Origin of the sequence: Phaeobacter sp. JH20_29, assembly GCF_048056175.1 — a bacterium.
Classification (GTDB): domain Bacteria; phylum Pseudomonadota; class Alphaproteobacteria; order Rhodobacterales; family Rhodobacteraceae; genus Phaeobacter; species Phaeobacter bryozoorum.
In genome coordinates, this window is record NZ_JAYMWO010000013.1 from 438207 (window position 1) to 454640 (window position 16434).

The 16434-nt window shown below is 62.3% G+C and carries 13 protein-coding genes; 10 read left to right on the plus strand and 3 right to left on the minus strand.

Annotation, left to right across the window (positions count from 1 at the left end; genetic code table 11):
• Positions 1–168 precede the first annotated feature (168 nt).
• The 3 genes from VWZ85_RS11835 to VWZ85_RS11845 are packed head-to-tail and all read left to right on the plus strand — an operon-like array spanning position 169 to position 4377.
• Positions 169–834 carry an ABC transporter ATP-binding protein gene (locus tag VWZ85_RS11835; RefSeq protein ID WP_416588371.1) on the plus strand — a complete coding sequence of 222 codons (666 nt, stop codon included), beginning with the start codon at positions 169–171 and terminating at the stop codon, positions 832–834.
• Positions 831–3281 (plus strand): FtsX-like permease family protein, encoded by a 2451-nt coding sequence (locus VWZ85_RS11840; RefSeq protein WP_416588372.1) that lies wholly within the window; start codon positions 831–833, stop codon positions 3279–3281. Before VWZ85_RS11835 ends, VWZ85_RS11840 begins: the two co-directional genes overlap by 4 nt.
• Positions 3271–4377 carry a lipocalin-like domain-containing protein gene (locus tag VWZ85_RS11845; protein ID WP_416588375.1) on the plus strand — a complete coding sequence of 369 codons (1107 nt, stop codon included), beginning with the start codon at positions 3271–3273 and terminating at the stop codon, positions 4375–4377. The genes VWZ85_RS11840 and VWZ85_RS11845 overlap by 11 nt, the downstream gene beginning before the upstream one ends.
• An 89-nt stretch (positions 4378–4466) precedes the next feature.
• Here the strand turns inward: VWZ85_RS11845 and VWZ85_RS11850 are convergent, their stop codons facing one another.
• From VWZ85_RS11850 to VWZ85_RS11860, 3 genes are all read right to left on the minus strand, one after another.
• The gene (locus VWZ85_RS11850; RefSeq protein WP_340545610.1) at positions 4467–4898 is read right to left on the minus strand and encodes a universal stress protein; all 432 of its coding nucleotides are present in this window, start codon (positions 4896–4898) and stop codon (positions 4467–4469) included.
• Positions 4895–7501 (minus strand): TRAP transporter permease, encoded by a 2607-nt coding sequence (locus tag VWZ85_RS11855; RefSeq protein WP_416588378.1) that lies wholly within the window; start codon positions 7499–7501, stop codon positions 4895–4897. The genes VWZ85_RS11850 and VWZ85_RS11855 overlap by 4 nt, the downstream gene beginning before the upstream one ends.
• Positions 7502–7637: 136 nt before the next feature.
• On the minus strand, positions 7638–8603 hold the full coding sequence (locus VWZ85_RS11860; protein ID WP_340545612.1) for a TAXI family TRAP transporter solute-binding subunit: 966 nt from the start codon (positions 8601–8603) through the stop codon (positions 7638–7640).
• 712 nt (positions 8604–9315) lie between these two features.
• Between VWZ85_RS11860 and VWZ85_RS11865 the strand changes: the two genes are divergently transcribed.
• The 7 genes from VWZ85_RS11865 (at position 9316) to VWZ85_RS11895 (ending at position 16375) form a co-directional block, all read left to right on the plus strand.
• On the plus strand, positions 9316–10182 hold the full coding sequence (locus tag VWZ85_RS11865; protein ID WP_416588381.1) for an FAD binding domain-containing protein: 867 nt from the start codon (positions 9316–9318) through the stop codon (positions 10180–10182).
• A complete protein-coding gene (locus tag VWZ85_RS11870; protein WP_340545614.1) occupies positions 10179–10661 on the plus strand; it encodes a (2Fe-2S)-binding protein in 483 nt (160 codons plus the stop codon). Before VWZ85_RS11865 ends, VWZ85_RS11870 begins: the two co-directional genes overlap by 4 nt.
• Positions 10661–12931: a xanthine dehydrogenase family protein molybdopterin-binding subunit gene (locus VWZ85_RS11875; RefSeq protein WP_416538770.1), complete on the plus strand. Its 2271-nt coding sequence runs from the start codon at positions 10661–10663 to the stop codon at positions 12929–12931. Before VWZ85_RS11870 ends, VWZ85_RS11875 begins: the two co-directional genes overlap by 1 nt.
• Before the next feature lie 9 nt (positions 12932–12940).
• Complete coding sequence (locus tag VWZ85_RS11880) at positions 12941–13231, plus strand: MoaD/ThiS family protein (protein ID WP_416588383.1); 291 nt, start codon at positions 12941–12943, stop codon at positions 13229–13231.
• An 87-nt stretch (positions 13232–13318) separates the two neighbouring features.
• Positions 13319–14422, plus strand: a complete 1104-nt coding sequence (gene mtnA / locus VWZ85_RS11885) for an S-methyl-5-thioribose-1-phosphate isomerase (protein ID WP_416588385.1) — start codon at positions 13319–13321, stop codon at positions 14420–14422.
• A 7-nt stretch (positions 14423–14429) separates the two neighbouring features.
• Positions 14430–15101 carry a class II aldolase/adducin family protein gene (locus VWZ85_RS11890; RefSeq protein ID WP_416588388.1) on the plus strand — a complete coding sequence of 224 codons (672 nt, stop codon included), beginning with the start codon at positions 14430–14432 and terminating at the stop codon, positions 15099–15101.
• Positions 15102–15304: 203 nt separating this feature from the next.
• The gene (locus tag VWZ85_RS11895) at positions 15305–16375 is read left to right on the plus strand and encodes a dipeptidase (protein ID WP_416588391.1); all 1071 of its coding nucleotides are present in this window, start codon (positions 15305–15307) and stop codon (positions 16373–16375) included.
• The last annotated feature ends 59 nt before the right edge of the window (positions 16376–16434 follow it).

Genomic DNA, 16434 nt, shown 5'->3' on the forward strand with positions numbered 1-16434 from the left:
TGCATGGGCAAGCTTCAAATGGGGCCTACATCAGGGCGCGTCAATGTTATCTGTTGTCTTGGGCCGGGACCCCCGGAAAGGTCAGCCTGCAAGATCTGCCTGTCTGGTCGCCGGATGTATCGCGGCGCAGTCGGACAAACCATAACAACCGCAAAAGGTTATACGTCGATGCTAATCATTGAGGAGGTCAGCAAGTCCTATTCGGGGCCGTCCGGCGCTGTTCCGGTTTTGGACCGTGTCTCGCTGGATCTGGCCGCCGGGTGCAGCCTCGCACTCACCGGAGACAGCGGATCCGGCAAAAGCACGTTGCTGCACCTGGCGGCCGCGCTGGATCAGTTCGACCGCGGCCGCATAGTGGTGGATGATGTGTCCCTCGCCGAGCTGGATGACACCGGGCGCGCGGCGCTGCGGCGACGACATGTGTCCCTGGTGTTTCAGCAGTTCAACCTGATCCCGGCCCTGACCGTTGGTCAGAACATCAGCCTGCATGCCCGGCTGGCCGACACGGTTGATGCCCCTTGGATCGAGGCATTGACCCGTCGGCTGGGGCTGGCCGAACTACAGGGGCGCTACCCCGAACAGCTGTCTGGCGGACAGCAGCAGCGGGTCGCTATTGCCCGCGCGCTGGCGCTGCGCCCAAAGCTGCTGCTGGCGGATGAGCCGACCGGTAATCTGGACGAAACGTCAAGTGCTTCGGTCATGGAGCTGATGCTGGAACTGGTGCGGGAAACTGGCGCGGCGCTGCTGCTCGTCACCCATTCGCAGGCCATTGCGGGCTTGCTAGACAGGCAAATCCACCTCAGCAATGGCCGCCTGCGTGAGGCCGGGACATGAGAGCGGCTGCATTCTCCGCGATTCAGTCTCACTGGCGCCAGCACCCGCTACAATTGGCCATGCTGATCACCGGTCTCGCGCTGGCCACCGCGCTCTGGTCTGCGGTGCAGGCGATCAATGCCGAGGCGCGTGCAAGCTATGCCGAAGCCGCAGAGAGCATCTCCCCGTCCGGACAAAGCTATCTCGTAAATCCAGAGGGAGATATTAATATTTCCCAATATGTTGCGCTGCGACGTGAAGGTTGGCAGCTCTCGCCGATACTGATCGGTTACCTCACAAACCAACAAACAGGCTCCGGCCGAAGGCGTCTTCAGATGGTGGGCATTGATATCCTCTCGCATCCGATGATGGAACGGCTGAGCGAAGCCGGAACTGCGACAGAATCCGACGGCGACACATCTGTGGCGCTTTCCCCGGCGGATCTGCTGCTGGCACCTGGTCACCTGTTCTTGCACCCCGAGACGGATGTGACCGACCTCGATCTTGATCTGCCTCCGACAACGCGCAGCACAGCGGTTCCCCGAGACGTTTTGATCAGTGACATAGCGACTGCGGCGCGACTGCTCGCGCGACCGGATGCGATCAGCCGCCTGATGGTGCTGGATGCGCAACCCGGCGGGCTCAGATCGCTGGGCGAACTGGTACCTGACCTGCGTTTGCAGAGCGCATCAACCGGCGCGGATACGGCGCAGCTCACCCGCAGTTTTCACCTCAACCTCACCGCCTTTGGGCTGCTGTCCTTTGCGGTGGGCCTGTTCATCGTACAGGGCACCATCGCATTGGGGATTGAGCAGAGACGCGGCATGTTCCGCAGCCTGCGCAGTTTAGGGTTACCGCTCAACACTCTGGTCTGGCTTGTTTTTGCTGAACTATTGGCAATCACGCTTGTGGCGGCGTTGCTTGGCCTGATCCTTGGCTATCTGATCGCGGCGGCTCTCCTTCCCGGTGTCAGCGCAACCCTTTCGGGGCTGTATGGCGCCTCGGTCGACGGCAGCCTGAACCTGCGTCCGGGTTGGGTGCTTTCTGGCCTTGCCATGGCCTTGGCAGGCATGATGCTGGCCGGTGGTCAAAGCTGGTACAGCCTGTCGCGATTGCCCATTCTTGCAGCGCCAGCTGCAACCGCGCGCGGTCAGCAGGCGCTGCGCGGCCATCGGCTCTCTGCTGCGACCGGTGCGCTGATGGTGCTGGCGGCGGCAGCAATACCGGTGCTGTTCGACGGGCTGCTGGCTGGCTTTGTCTTTCTCGGCTGTCTGATGCTGGGGGCCGCGCTGCTGCTGCCGCTGACGCTATCGCGGCTGGCCTTGGTCGGAACCCGAATGGCGCGTGGCCCGGTGACGCTCTGGTTATGGGCGGACATGCGCGCGCAGCTGCCGGGTCTGTCGCTGGCGCTGATGGCACTTCTTCTGGCGCTGGCGACAAATATCGGTGTTGGCACAATGGTTTCCAGCTTTCGCCTCACCTTCCTTGGCTGGTTAGATCAACGGCTGGCCTCGGAGCTCTATATGACGCTTCCGCGCGACGAGATGGCCGATGAGGTGCTGCCCTGGCTGGCGGAGAGGGGCATCCGCGCCCTGCCAATCCGCCACAGTGATGAGCGCTACAGCGGCGCCCCGATGGACGTTTACGGTGTGGTCGATGATGCCACCTATCGCGACAACTGGCCGCTGTTGCAGGCCGACGCAACCGTCTGGCAGCAGGTGGCCGACGGCAGCGGCGCGCTGATCAACGAACAGCTGGCGCGCCGTGGCGACCTGGAAACCGGAGATCTGCTGCAGATTGCACCGGAATGGCACATGCGGATAGCAGGCGTCTATTCCGACTATGGCAACCCCAACCCGCAGGCGATTGTCGGTCTCGCCACCCTGCTGGAGCATCGCCCGCTGATCGAGAACCGCCGTTTTGGCCTGCGTCTGCCGGTTGAGGACGTGGCGCGCCTGCGCCGTCAGCTGCAACAGGATTTCGATCTGCCGTCCAGTGCCTTCATCGACCAGAGCGCGCTTAAGCGGCAGTCGCTGGCGATTTTTGACCGTACTTTTGTCGTGACCGGAGCGCTGAATCTGCTGACTTTCGGCGTCGCTGGCTTTGCAATGCTGACCAGCCTGCTGACGCTCTGGAGCCAACGTCTGCCGCAGCTGGCGCCGATCTGGGCGATGGGGCTGACACGCCGTCAACTGGCCAGATATGAACTTCTGCGCAGCGTGATCCTGGCCGGGCTGACGGCCCTGCTCGCCCTGCCTCTCGGCCTGTTGCTGGGCTGGGCATTGCTCGCGGTTGTCAATGTCGAAGCCTTCGGCTGGCGCCTGCCGATGTTTCTGTTTCCGCTGGACTGGCTAAGGCTGTTCCTGATGGCGCTGGCGGCGGCCGCGCTGGCGGCGGCCCTGCCGGCACGGCGGCTGTCAAAGCTGAAACCCGCCGATCTGCTGAGGGTCTTTGCCAATGAACGCTAAGCCTGCTCTCCAAGCGATTTTCTGCGGCCTTGTCGCGGTGCTGGTGCTGGTAATCCGGCTTGCCGGTCCGGCTGCGGCGCAGGGATATGCCGGGCTCGGAACCGAGGTGGACGGGTTTGCAGTACCTGCACGCGGCACCCAGCTGGTTTTCCCGCGTGATCACGGCGCGCACCCCGAGTTCCGCATCGAGTGGTGGTATCTGACCGCCAATCTGACCGGAGATGACGGGCGTGACTACGGGGTTCAGTGGACGCTGTTCCGGTCTGCCCTGCAACCGGGTGATGCCCGTTCGATGCCGACCGCATCCGCCTGGGAAGACCCCCAGATCTGGATGGGCCACGCCGGTCTGACGACGCCCGACGCCCATTTTCACGCCGAGCGGCTGGCGCGGGGTGGCATTGGGCAGGCCGGTGTCACCACCGCTCCGTTTGAGGCCTATATCGACGATTGGTTCATGCGCGGCCGCGATGCCGGTCTGGACGCGCTGAGCCTGCGCGCGACCGGGCAGGATTTTCGCTATGATCTCTCTCTCACAGCCAATGGTCCCTTGGTCTTGCAGGGGGATGGCGGCTATTCGGTGAAATCGGCGGATGGACAGGCCAGCTACTATTATTCCCAGCCGCACTATCAGCTGAGCGGCACATTGCAGCTGCCCGGCGGCCCGGTGCAGGTGACCGGAGAAGGCTGGCTGGACCGTGAATGGTCAAGCCAGCCCCTGTCTGAGGATCAGAGCGGCTGGGACTGGTTTTCGCTGCGCTTTGATAGTGGCGAAAAGCTGATGGGGTTTCAGTTGCGGGGCAGCAGCCTGTTCACCTCAGGCACATGGATCGCAGCCGATGGCACGCCCTCTCCGCTGGAGCCGGGGCATCTTCAGGCAACGCCGCGCGGGCTGACACAGGTTGCCGGTCGCGCGGTCCCAACGGAGTGGAACCTGCGCCTGCCCGAACGCGGCCTCGATATCGAAGTCACCGCGCTGAACCCGCAGGCCTGGATGGCGATGTCCTTTCCCTATTGGGAGGGACCGGTGCGGATCACCGGCAGCCACAGCGGTAAGGGATATCTGGAGATGACAGGTTACGCGCCGCCTCCCGACTAAAGGCAGACCGGGCGCATGGGCGACGGAAAAAGGGGCGCCCGATCGGGCGCCCCTTAAATACGGAGATATGCGGTTAGAATGCCTGCGGATCAGCGCACCACATAGACCGAACAGGTGGAATGGCGGATCACCCGCGCCGCATTGGGTCCCAGCAGATAATCCGACAGCTCCGGCTTATGCGCGCCGATCACGATCAGATCGGTTCCCGCCTTGTCCGCGACCTTCAGGATTTCCTGATAGGCTTTGCCGGTGGCCACCAGATGCCGCACCTTGGCGTTGCGTTCGGCGCCGAGGACCTCCTCGCAGAGCTTGCCCAGATGATCTGCGGTTTCCTTTACCGCGCGTTCATGGTGGTGCTCTTCGAAGAACCCCGAGACCCAGCTTTCGCCAAAATCGGGCAGCACATTGACGACATCCAGCTGCGCGCCATCCAGATCGGCCAGTCGGGCCGCCTCTGCCAGCACCTTGCGGTCCGTCGTGTCGCCGTTCAGTTCCAGCGCGCAGAGAACAGATTTACTCATGCCATTGCCTCCTCTTGGCGGGCACGGCCCGTTTGCATCAGGGCAACAAGCCCCAGCAGCAGCAGCGCCGGGATAAAGATCAGCTCCTTGGGCAGCTGATCCGACGGCACCTGCACCGAGGTCAAGGATACCGGGTCATCCAGATAGAAATCAAACCCGTCCAGCATCGGCTGCGCCGGGGTGCCGAACATCGGCTCTTCCAGTTTGACAATGCCGTCTTCTTCCAGCGGCAGCAGTCCGAACTGATCGAGGCTTGTCTGCCCGCCCTCTGCGCCGACGGTCAGAACCAAAGTGGTTTCGGTCATCTCGCCAGTGTCGAAATCGGGACCCGCCACTTTCACGCGCACTTCGGTGCCTTCGGGGACATCGTCGAGCGCGGTGACCAGCTCGGCCGGCTCTACCTGCGTGAACGGCGGCTGGATGTAATCCATGAAGAAGCCGGGACGGAAGATTGCAAAGGCAATCGCCACCAGCGCCACGCTTTCATAGATCCGGCTGCGGGTCAGGAAATATCCCATGGTGCCGGCAGTAAAGACAAGGATCGCAATGGTGGCGGTCACCGCAACCAGTATCCCCTCAGCCCAGGTGACATCAATCAGCAGAAGATCGGTGTTGAAGATGAACACAAACGGCAGCGCCACGGTGCGCAGGCTGTAGAAGAAGGCGATGAAGCCGGTACGGATCGCATCGCCCCCGGAGACAGCCGCCGCGGCAAAGCTCGCAAGGCCCACAGGCGGTGTCACATCCGCCATGATGCCGAAGTAGAACACAAATAGATGCACCGCGATCAGCGGCACGATCAGACCGGATTGCGCCCCCAGTTCTACCACAACGCCCGCCATCAGCGAGCTGACAACGATGTAGTTCGCCGTCGTGGGCAGACCCATGCCGAGGATCAGGGACAACAGCCCTACCATCACCAGCATCAGGATCAGGTTGCCGCCCGACAGGAACTCAACCAGATCGGCCATGACCTGACCAACACCGGTGAGGGTCACCGTGCCTACGATCACGCCGGCTGTTGCTGTTGCCAGCGCGATACCGATCATGTTGCGCGCACCATCCACCATGCCGTGCCACAGGTCGTTGAGCCCATCCATAAAGTTGTGCAGCAGGTTGCTCTGCCCGCGGAACAGCGCCTTAAGCGGTTTCTGGGTGAGCAGGATCACGAATAGCAAGGCGGTCGCCCAGAAAGCCGACAGGCCCGGCGATTTCTGTTCGATCATCAGGAAGTAAACCAGCACGATGATCGGCAGCAGGTAATGCAGACCGGCCTTGTAGATCTCGCCAACCTCGGGCAGTTCGATGTCCTTGGCGTTGGGATCATCGGGTTCAAGGTCGGGAACCTGCGCTGCCATATAGACCAGCGCGACATAGACCAATGCAACCAGACAGGTGATGATCAGGCCGGCTGCGCTTGGAGCGACGGCTTCGATCGCATCAACCGGGAATTGGGTGCCATAGCACAGCCCCGCAAACACCAGGAAGAAGCTCAGCATCCCCAGCGCCGTGCGCATCAGGTTTACTTCGCGGTTGCCCAGGGTCGGCATCTTCCGCTTTACCGCTTCCAGATGCACGATGTAGATCAGCGCGATATAGGAGATCGTCGCCGGCAGGAACGCATGGGTGATCACCTCGACATAAGAAATACCGACATATTCCACCATGAGAAACGCAGCCGCGCCCATAACCGGCGGCATGATCTGGCCATTGACAGAGGAGGCAACCTCTACCGAACCGGCCTGCTCCGAGGTGAAGCCAACCCGCTTCATCAGCGGAATGGTGAAGGTGCCGGTGGTCACGACATTGGCAATCGAGGAGCCGGAGATCAGACCGGTTGCGGCCGAGCCGACCACCGCCGCCTTTGCCGGGCCGCCGCGCAGGTGACCAAGCGCGCCAAAGGCCATCTTGATAAAGTAATTGCCGGCACCCGCCTTATCCAGAAGTGCACCGAACAGGACGAAGAGAAACACGAATTTCGTCGACACCCCCAGCGCGATGCCAAACACACCTTCCGAGGTGATCCACATCTGCTCCATCGCGCGGTCCAGCGATGCGCCTTTCCAGCGGATCACATCGGGGACCAGCTCGGATGAGCCGAAGAAAACATACAGCAGGAACACAGAGGCCACGATTGCCATCGCCGGGCCAAGGGCGCGGCGCGCGCCCTCAAACAGCAGCACAAGACCGATCGCAGCAAAGACCGTGTCGATGTCATCACCCTTGCCACCGGCATTCACGATCTTCTCGTAGAAGATATAGCCATAAAGTGCGGTAAATGTGCCCATCAGCGCCAGGATCCAGTCCTGAACCGGGATCCGGTCCGTCGGGCTGCTCTTCAGCGCGGGATAGGCCGCATAGGCGAGAAAAATGGCAAAGGCCAGATGGATCTGGCGCGCATTGTTTACGACGCTGCCCGGTAGCACGAGATTGGCAACCGGAGAGGCCAGCAGCACCTGAAAGGCCGACCAGATGCAGGCCACAATGGCCAGGAACAGCCCTACGCTGCCAATCGGGTTGCGGGCGCCGGAGTCTGATGAGGCAACAAGAGCCTGAAGCTCTTCCTCCGACAGCGGACCTTTGCCCTGTGTTTCACTTGTCATGATGGTTCCCCTCGAAAGCTCGTACCGCTTGGGTGCAGGTACTGCTCCACTTGTTCTTGACACCCCGGTCAGCGGACGTGGAGACCGCAGGTGCAAAACGGGGCGCCATGGCGCCCCGTTCGATCAATCGGTCTGGTTATTCAACCCAGCCCTGTTCTTTGTAGTACTTCGCCGCGCCGGGATGCAGCGGTGCGGACAGGCCTGCAGTTGCCATTTCCTCAGGCTTCAGGTTGGCGAAGGCCGGGTGCAGTTTTTTGAAGTCTTCGAAGTTTTCAAAGACCGCTTTCACCACGGTGTAGACCGCCTCGTCCGAGACCTGATCAGAGGTCACGAAGGTCGCGCCAACGCCGAATGTGCTCACATCCGCGTCGGAGCCACGGTACATGCCGCCGGGAATGGTTGCAGTCCGGTAGAAGGAGTTGTCAGCGATCAGCTTTTCAACCGCTTCGCCATCCACGGTCACCAGGACGGAGTCGCAGGCGGTGGTGGCTTCCTGGATCGAGCCGGAGGGGTGGCCAACGGTGTAGACCATGGCGTCGATCTGGTTGTCGCAGAGCGCTGCGGACTGTTCGGCGGCCTTCAGCTCGGTTGCCAGCGCAAAGCTGTCCATGCCCCAGCCCTTGGCTTCCAGCAGCACTTCCATGGTGCCACGCTGACCGGAACCGGGGTTGCCGATGTTGACGCGCTTGCCCTGGAGGTCGTCGAAATTGGTGATGCCGGCATCGGCACGCGCCACAACGGTAAAGGGCTCCGGGTGAACGGAGAACACGGCACGCAGACCTTCAAAGGCGCCCTGCTCTTCGAATTTGGAGGTGCCGTTATAGGCGTGGTACTGCCAGTCGGACTGCGCCACACCGAATTCCAGCTCACCATCACGGATGGTGTTGATGTTGTAGACGGAGCCACCGGTGGATTCCACGGAGCAGCGGATACCGTGCTCCTTGCGGGTCTTGTTGACCAGACGGCAGATCGCGCCACCGGTCGGGTAGTACACGCCGGTCACACCGCCGGTACCGATTGTGATGAATTCTTCTGCCATCGCGGCAGGTGCCATGAAGGCGGTAGCCACAAGGGCGCTAACGGCCAGCTTGGTGTTGGTCATATGTAGTGTTCTCCCACGTTTTTGTCTTCGAAACCGTAGAGCCGCACACGGCGCGGCTGGGGTCGTTGAACCCTTGGGGACATGTAGACGCCAGGTGTGTTTTGTCGCGCGTTCTGGCAACAATTTCCGGCAGGTCCAGCGGTTAAAGCGTTTCAGGCGCATCAGACCAAGTCAAGGCTTACGATCGGCCTGTGGCCCCGCAGGCACGAGGTTTCAGCGTATCTGATACCAATCCCGGAATATTCCCCCGCATCCACATCCATTGGATTCGGCGCACTGTGGCAGATTGTCACACCCATGCGCAACCCAACTTCGCCATTCAAACCCCTTTGATGGCGATATTTTCTAGAATATTTCTGGAATTGCCGCCGCCATAAAAGACTGGATCCGACACCGCAAGGGGCAAAAGCGTAATACCCTCCCCGTTTATGGGCCCCTGCCACCTAAGCGCGCCCTCGGTCGTTGCCCGGTGCGGTATGTGAACATCACTGCCGATTGTACTTTGCGAGCGTGAGATTTCACGCCTATGTCCGAAACCGGCTGCGATGGCGGCTTGCCGAAGACTGCGCAAGGACGCAAGATACCGAAAAGCGCACCGCCTTGGCCCGCGGCCAGGCATATGCGTCGAGACAGCCCGCAGCGCATTCCATGCCCCGGACATCCGGACCCACCCATCAGCCACCTGCAGCAGGCCAGCAAAAGGACAGTCCCAATGAACTATCACCGACCAACCAGCTTTGCCGAAGCGGCGGAGCTGGCGGCTTCAGCATCGGGTGTTACCCGTGTTCTGGCCGGCGGCACCGATGTGCTGGTGCAGATGCGCGCCGATATCGTCACGCCGGATACGCTGATCGACATCAAGGCGATTGATGGCGTCCGCGACATCCGCAAGGAAAGCGATGGCAGCTGGACCATCGGCGCCGCGGTGGCCGGAGCCGAAATGTCCGAACATGATGACCTGTCGGCCGCATGGCCGGGCGTGGTTGAGGCGATGGACCTGATCGGATCCACCCAGGTGCAGGGCCGGGCCACGCTTGTCGGTAACCTCTGCAATGCCTCCCCTGCCGCCGACAGCGTGCCGGCTATTGTTGCGGCAGGTGCATCGGTCAGCATCACCGGACCTGACGGCAATCGCCGCGCCGCGGTCGTGGATATTCCGGCAGCTCCCGGCAAGACCACGCTGAAGCCCGGCGAGTTGATCACGGCGGTGCATCTGCCGCCCGCCGTACCCGGTCAGGGCGACGCCTATCTGCGGTTTATCCCGCGAACCGAGATGGACATCGCCGTGGTCGGCTGTGGTGTCTGGCTTCGGCTGGAGGGCGACACCGTCGCGGATGCCCGCGTTGCCCTCGGAGCTGTCGCGCCCACGGTACTGCTGGTGCAGGCCTGTGCCGATGCCCTGATCGGCTCCAGGCTGGACGACGCGGCCTTGGGGCGACTGGCCACCGCTGCCTCTGATGCCTGCTCACCGATCACCGACAAACGCGGCACCATTGCCTTTCGCACGCAGGTGGCGGGCGTAATGGCCCGCCGCGCCGCAGAAACCGCCTATGCCCGCGCCAAGGGAGACAAAGCATGAGCACGAAGATCCACGTCTCGGCCACCGTCAACGGCGATGCCGTCGATTACCTCTGCGATCCGCGCGAAACGCTACTTGATGTGCTGCGCGACCGTTTGAACCTCACCGGTGCCAAGGAAGGCTGCGGCACCGGCGACTGTGGCGCCTGTTCGATCACTCTCAACGGGCGGCTGGTCTGTTCCTGTCTGGTGCTCGGCGTCGAAGCCGCAGGCCAGGAAATCGCCACCGTCGAAGGCATCGCTGCTGGCGAAACACTGCATCCGCTGCAACAGAAGTTCATCGACCACGCCGCGCTGCAATGCGGTATCTGCACGCCGGGCATTCTGGTCGCGGCCAAGGCGCTGCTGGAGAAGAACCCGGACCCCAGCGAGACCGAAGTGCGTTATTGGCTGGCGGGCAATCTGTGCCGCTGTACCGGCTATGACAAGATCATTCGCGCCGTCATGGACGCGGCGGCAGAGATGCGGGAGGCATCATAATGGCTCTGGATCAACGCAAGACCGATTTCACCCAGGTGGGCACCCGTCCCAACCGCCCCGATGGTCTGGACAAGGTCACGGGCAAGGCGCGCTTTGGCGCCGATATCACGGCACCGGGAATGCTCTTCGGGGCCATCCTGCGTAGCCCTCACGCCCATGCCCGGATCAAACATATCGACACCAGCAAGGCCGAGGCGCTGAGCGATGTGAAGGCGATTGTCACCCGTGCCGATTTCTCGGACGCCATCAAACCCGCGCCGGGGCTGGAAGGCGAACAATGGAATGTGCTGGAAAACGTGATGGCGGGCGATACCGCGCTCTATGATGGCCATGCCATCGCGGCTGTGGCGGCCACCTCGGCCCTCGCCGCACGTGACGCGCTGAAGCTGATCGAGGTCGAGTATGAGGTGCTGCCCCATGTGACCGATGTCGATAAGGCGATGGCCAAGGATGCACCGGTGATCCGCGAGGGCGCTGCCGATTACTCTGTGCCGGAGGGGATGCACCCAAACGTGGTGCGCTACCACGAAAGCGGCCATGGCGATGTCGAGGCGGGCTTTGCCAAGGCCGATCTGGTGGTCGAGGAGCATTTCGTCACCGAGGCGACGCATCAGGGCTATATCGAACCCCATGCCTGCCTTGCGCAGCTGGGACAGGACGGCAAGGGTGAGCTGTGGTGCTGTACGCAGGGCCACTGGTATGTGCAGAAGAACTGCGCGGCGCTGTTGGGGATTGAGACATCGCAGCTGCGCGTCACCGCCTCGGAAATCGGCGGTGGCTTTGGCGGCAAGACCACGGTGTTCATCGAACCTGTCGCACTGGCCCTGTCGCGCAAGTCCAATCGCCCGGTCAAACTGGTGATGAGCCGCCCCGAGGTGTTCCGCGCCACCGGCCCCACCGCCTCGACCTCCATGGATATCAAGATCGGCATGACCGCTGATGGTATCATTACCGCAGCACAGGGCACCTTCCGCCTACAGGGCGGTGCCTTTCCGGGTGCGCCTGCGGATATGACCGCAATGTGTGCCTTTGCGCCCTATGATCTGAAGAACGTCCAGCAGATTGGCTATGACGTCATGAGCAACCGCCCCAAACAGGCGGCCTATCGCGCGCCCGGCTCTCCGATGGCGGCTTATGCGGTGGAATCTGTGATTGACGAGCTCTGCCGTAAACTGGATCTCGACCCAATCGAAGTGCGCCTGAAAAATGCCGCGCGCGAGGGCACCAAAGCCTCCTACGGGCCAAAGTTCGAACGTATTGGTCTGGTCGAAACGCTCGAGGCTGCCAAGGCGCATCCCCACTACAGTGCCCCGCTGAAGCCCGGTCAGGGGCGCGGGATCTCCTGCGGCTTCTGGTTCAACCATGGTGGCGAAACCTCGGTGTCATTGTCGCTGTCAGAGGATGGCACCTGTCAGATTTCTGTTGGCACGCCCGATATCGGCGGCTCCCGCGCCTCCATGGCGCTGATGGCGGCAGAGGTTCTGGGCATTCCCTATGAGAGCATCCGCGTCACCATCGCCGATACTGCCACGCTTGGTTATAATGACGTCTCCCACGGCAGCCGGGTGACCTATGCCAGCGGCCTTGCCACGATCAAGGCGGCAGAGGATGCCGTGGCCAAGCTCAGCAAACGCGCCGCGGCCAAATGGGGTATTCCCGAGGATGCTGTGAAATGGGAGGACGGCCATGCCGTGCCCTCCGGTCCCAATGCGGGCAACTTCGACCCGATGCCGCTGGCGGAGATTACCCGCGACATGGGCAAGACCGGCGGACCGATCTCGGGCCATTTCGAGGCGACGCCCGAAGGGGCCGGCGTCTCCTTTGCCACCCATATCGTCGATGCGGAGGTAGATCCCGAAACCGGCAAGACCGCTGTGACGCGCTATACGGTCATTCAGGATGCTGGCAAGGCGATCCATCCCACCTATGTCGAAGGTCAGTTTCAGGGCGGTGCCGCACAGGGCATCGGCTGGGCGCTGAATGAGGAATATATCTACGGCGAGGACGGCCGGTTGCAGAATGCGGTGTTCCTCGACTATCGGATCCCCGTCGCCTCGGACCTGCCAATGATCGACACGGTGATTGTCGAGGTGCCGAACCCCGGTCATCCCTTTGGCGTGCGCGGTGTCGGCGAAACCTCGATCTGTCCGCCTCTCGCGGCCATCGCCAATGCAGTCTCTGCGGCGGCGGGGGTGCGCTTGCATGCGCTGCCGATGTCGCCACCGCGCATTCTGGCCGCCCTGGATCAGCAGCGTGCCAAGACGGGCTGAGGCGCCGCAATGGCACCTGAGTACAGCGCCACAGGTCAGGGCGCGGGCACACCGCGCCTGACCGTACACCTCTGGTCGGGCCTGCGACGGTTTGCAGATGGGCAGGACGCAGTGGAGGTTCAGGCCGCCACAATCGGCGGGATGATCGCAGCGCTCAAATCTGCCTATCCCGCACTTGCACCGGCTCTCGACGCAGGCGTATCCGTTGCCGTGGACGGCCGGATCATTGCTGCCAGTCTTGATGAACCGCTCCGGCCCCAGAATGAAATCTACCTCATGCAGAGGTTGCGCGGCGGCTAGCTGCGCAAGAGGATTGCACTTTACCGCCAATGCGCAAGGACGGCATCAGCGGCGGCGCTGGGCCAGCCATCAACGGAGGACACCGCAGTGAAGGTCAACGGCACACATTATCGCTCGCTCTGGTGGGACGAGGATCAATCGGTTCTGATGATTATCGACCAGCGTTGGCTGCCCCATGAGTTTCGCATTCAGCCGGTTGCAACACTGGATGATTTCGCGACCGCCATCGTCGAGATGCGGGTGCGTGGCGCGCCGCTGATCGGAGCCACCGCTGCCTATGGCATGGCGCTGGCGGCCGAGCTTGATCCTTCGGACGGTGCGCTGGAGGCCGCTTGGGAGCAGCTCAATGCGACCCGCCCCACTGCGATCAACCTGCGCTGGGCGCTAAACCGCTGCATGGAGGTCCTGCGTCCCCTGCCCGAGGATGAGCGTGCTGACGCCGCACTGAAACTGGCCCATGCAATCGCCGATGAGGATGTTGAAATCAACCGGCGCATCGGCACTTACGGGCTGACCCTGATCCGTGAGATCGCACAGAAGAAACCCGCAGGTGAGCCGGTGCGGCTGCTCACCCATTGCAATGCAGGCTGGATCGCCACGGTTGACTGGGGCACCGCCACCAGCCCGATGTATCAGGCCCATGATGCCGGAATTCCGATCCATGTCTGGGTCGATGAGACCCGCCCGCGCAATCAGGGCGCGCTGACCGCCTGGGAACTGGGCAGCCATGGTATTAGCCACAGCTACATCACCGACAATGCCGGCGGTCATCTGATGCAGCACGGACAGGTCGACCTGGTGATCACCGGCACCGACCGCACCACGCGTCAGGGTGATGTCTGCAACAAGATCGGCACCTATCTGAAGGCACTGGCAGCCCATGACAACGGGGTGCCCTTCTATGTCGCCCTGCCCTCGCCGACCATCGACTGGACGGTGACCGATGGCGTTGCAGAGATCCCGATCGAGGACCGCGACAGCCGCGAGGTAAGCCATGTGCAGGGCGTGCTTGATAGCGGCGACATCGGGCTTGCGCGTGTGACACCGGACGGCGCGGTCTGCGGCAACCCGGCCTTTGACGTGACCCCCAATCGGCTGGTCACCGGGCTGATCACAGAGCGCGGCATCTGCGATGCCTCTGCCGAGGGGCTGGCGGCGCTGTTCCCCGATCTTATCCGCAAGGCCGGGTGACCGCGCCATGATCAGACCCGCCCCGGATGACAGCCGCGCCCTGCGTCAGTCCATCATTGATGCCTGCCTGGAGATGAACCGGACCGGCATCAATCAGGGCACCTCCGGCAATATCTCCGTGCGGATCGCTGGGGGTGACATGCTGATCACCCCGTCCGGCATCCCTTATGAGGCGATGAGCCCGGAGATGATCGTCCGAATGCCGCTTGCGGGCGGGCCTGATCCCGAGGATGCACAGCCGGCCCCGTCGTCGGAGTGGCAGTTTCATCAGGCGCTGCTTGCGGCGAAGCCGGAGGCGATGGCGGTCGTCCATGCCCATCCGGCGCATTGCTGCGCTCTCGCCGTGAACCACATGACGATCCCGGCCTGCCACTATATGGTCGCGGCCTTTGGCGGAGATGACGTGCCGCTGGCGGATTACGCGCTGTTCGGTACGGCTGAATTGTCGGATCATGTCGTCCACGCCATGGCCGACCGCCACGCCTGCCTGATGGCAAACCATGGGGCCCTTGTGACCGGTGATACGCTGGCGCGGGCGATGTGGCGCATGGTGGAGCTGGAGAGTTTGGCGCGGACGTACATACTGGCCCGCAGCATCGGCACACCAAAACTGCTAAGCACCGCGCAGATGGAGGAGGCGCTTGCTGCCTTCGCCACCTACGGGCTGAAACAGGCCTGACCAGCCGAGTCGCCATTGCGCGATAATCGAACATCTTCCCGGCCCGGTCGAACGACCAGCGGGCAAGATGACCGCTGTCACGCCATTCCTCCCAGTTAGATGGCAGTTTTTGGGCCGTCGTCCGTCTTATCCGGGAAACTGGCGTAAATTCCCTTGCGTTAGCGCAAAAGATACGACCTCATATCAGGGAATTAGGAAGAAAAATGACTGACCCTCTGATTTTCGACGGCCACAACGATGTTTTGCTGCGATTGCACAATCGCGATATTTCATCCGGCGTGGACGGGTTCCAAGGCAACGGCGGGCGCCAGATTGATCTGGCCAAAGCGCGCACGGGCGGCTTTGGCGGCGGCTTCTTTGCGATCTATATTCCGGATGGCCACAGTCTGGATAGCGAAGACGAGATGATGGCAGACAGCTATGATATGCCGCTGTCGGCGGCGATCAGCTGGCCCGATGCCGCCCCTGTCGCTCTGTCGCAGGCGTCCCTGCTGTTTCAGCTGGAAAGCGACGGCGCGCTGAAGGTCTGCCGCACAACCGAAGATATTCGCGACTGCCTCTCGACCGGGATGATGGCGGCGGTGCTGCATATGGAGGGCGCGGAGGCAATTGATCCGGATTTACACATGCTCGACCTGCTTTATCAGGCCGGGCTTCGCTCAATCGGTCCGGTGTGGAGCCGCCCGACAAGGTTCGGCCATGGCGTGCCCTTCCGGTTTCCGGGATCACCCGATACCGGTCCGGGGCTGACGGAGGATGGCAAACGGCTGATCCGGCGCTGCAATGATCTGGGTGTTATGATCGACCTGTCGCATCTGAACGAGGCCGGTTTCTGGGATGTCGCCAAGCTGAGCGCAGCGCCGCTGGTGGCCACCCATTCCAATGCCCATGCGCTGACGCCGCACAGCCGCAACCTCACCGACCGCCAGCTGCACGCGATCCGCGACAGTGACGGGATGGTCGGCCTGAACTTTGCGGTCGCCTTTCTGCGCGAAGATGGTCGGATGGACGAAAACACCCCGATTGACCGGATGCTGCGCCATATCGACCACCTGATCAGCCAGCTCGGCGAGGATCGGGTTGGTTTCGGCTCGGATTTCGACGGGGCCACCGTACCGCGGGAGATCAGGACCGTTGCAGGCCTGCCCGCGCTTCGCGCCGCTCTGCGTCACCACGGTGTGGATGAGACGTTGATGAAGAAACTATGTCACGACAACTGGATGCGGGTTCTGGATGCCACCTGGCGCAGCCCGAAAACGGAGGCGTGCAGCTGACCGGTGCGCGCTCCGGTTCAGACCCACACAACAACAAGACGCTGACAACAGCGCGATAT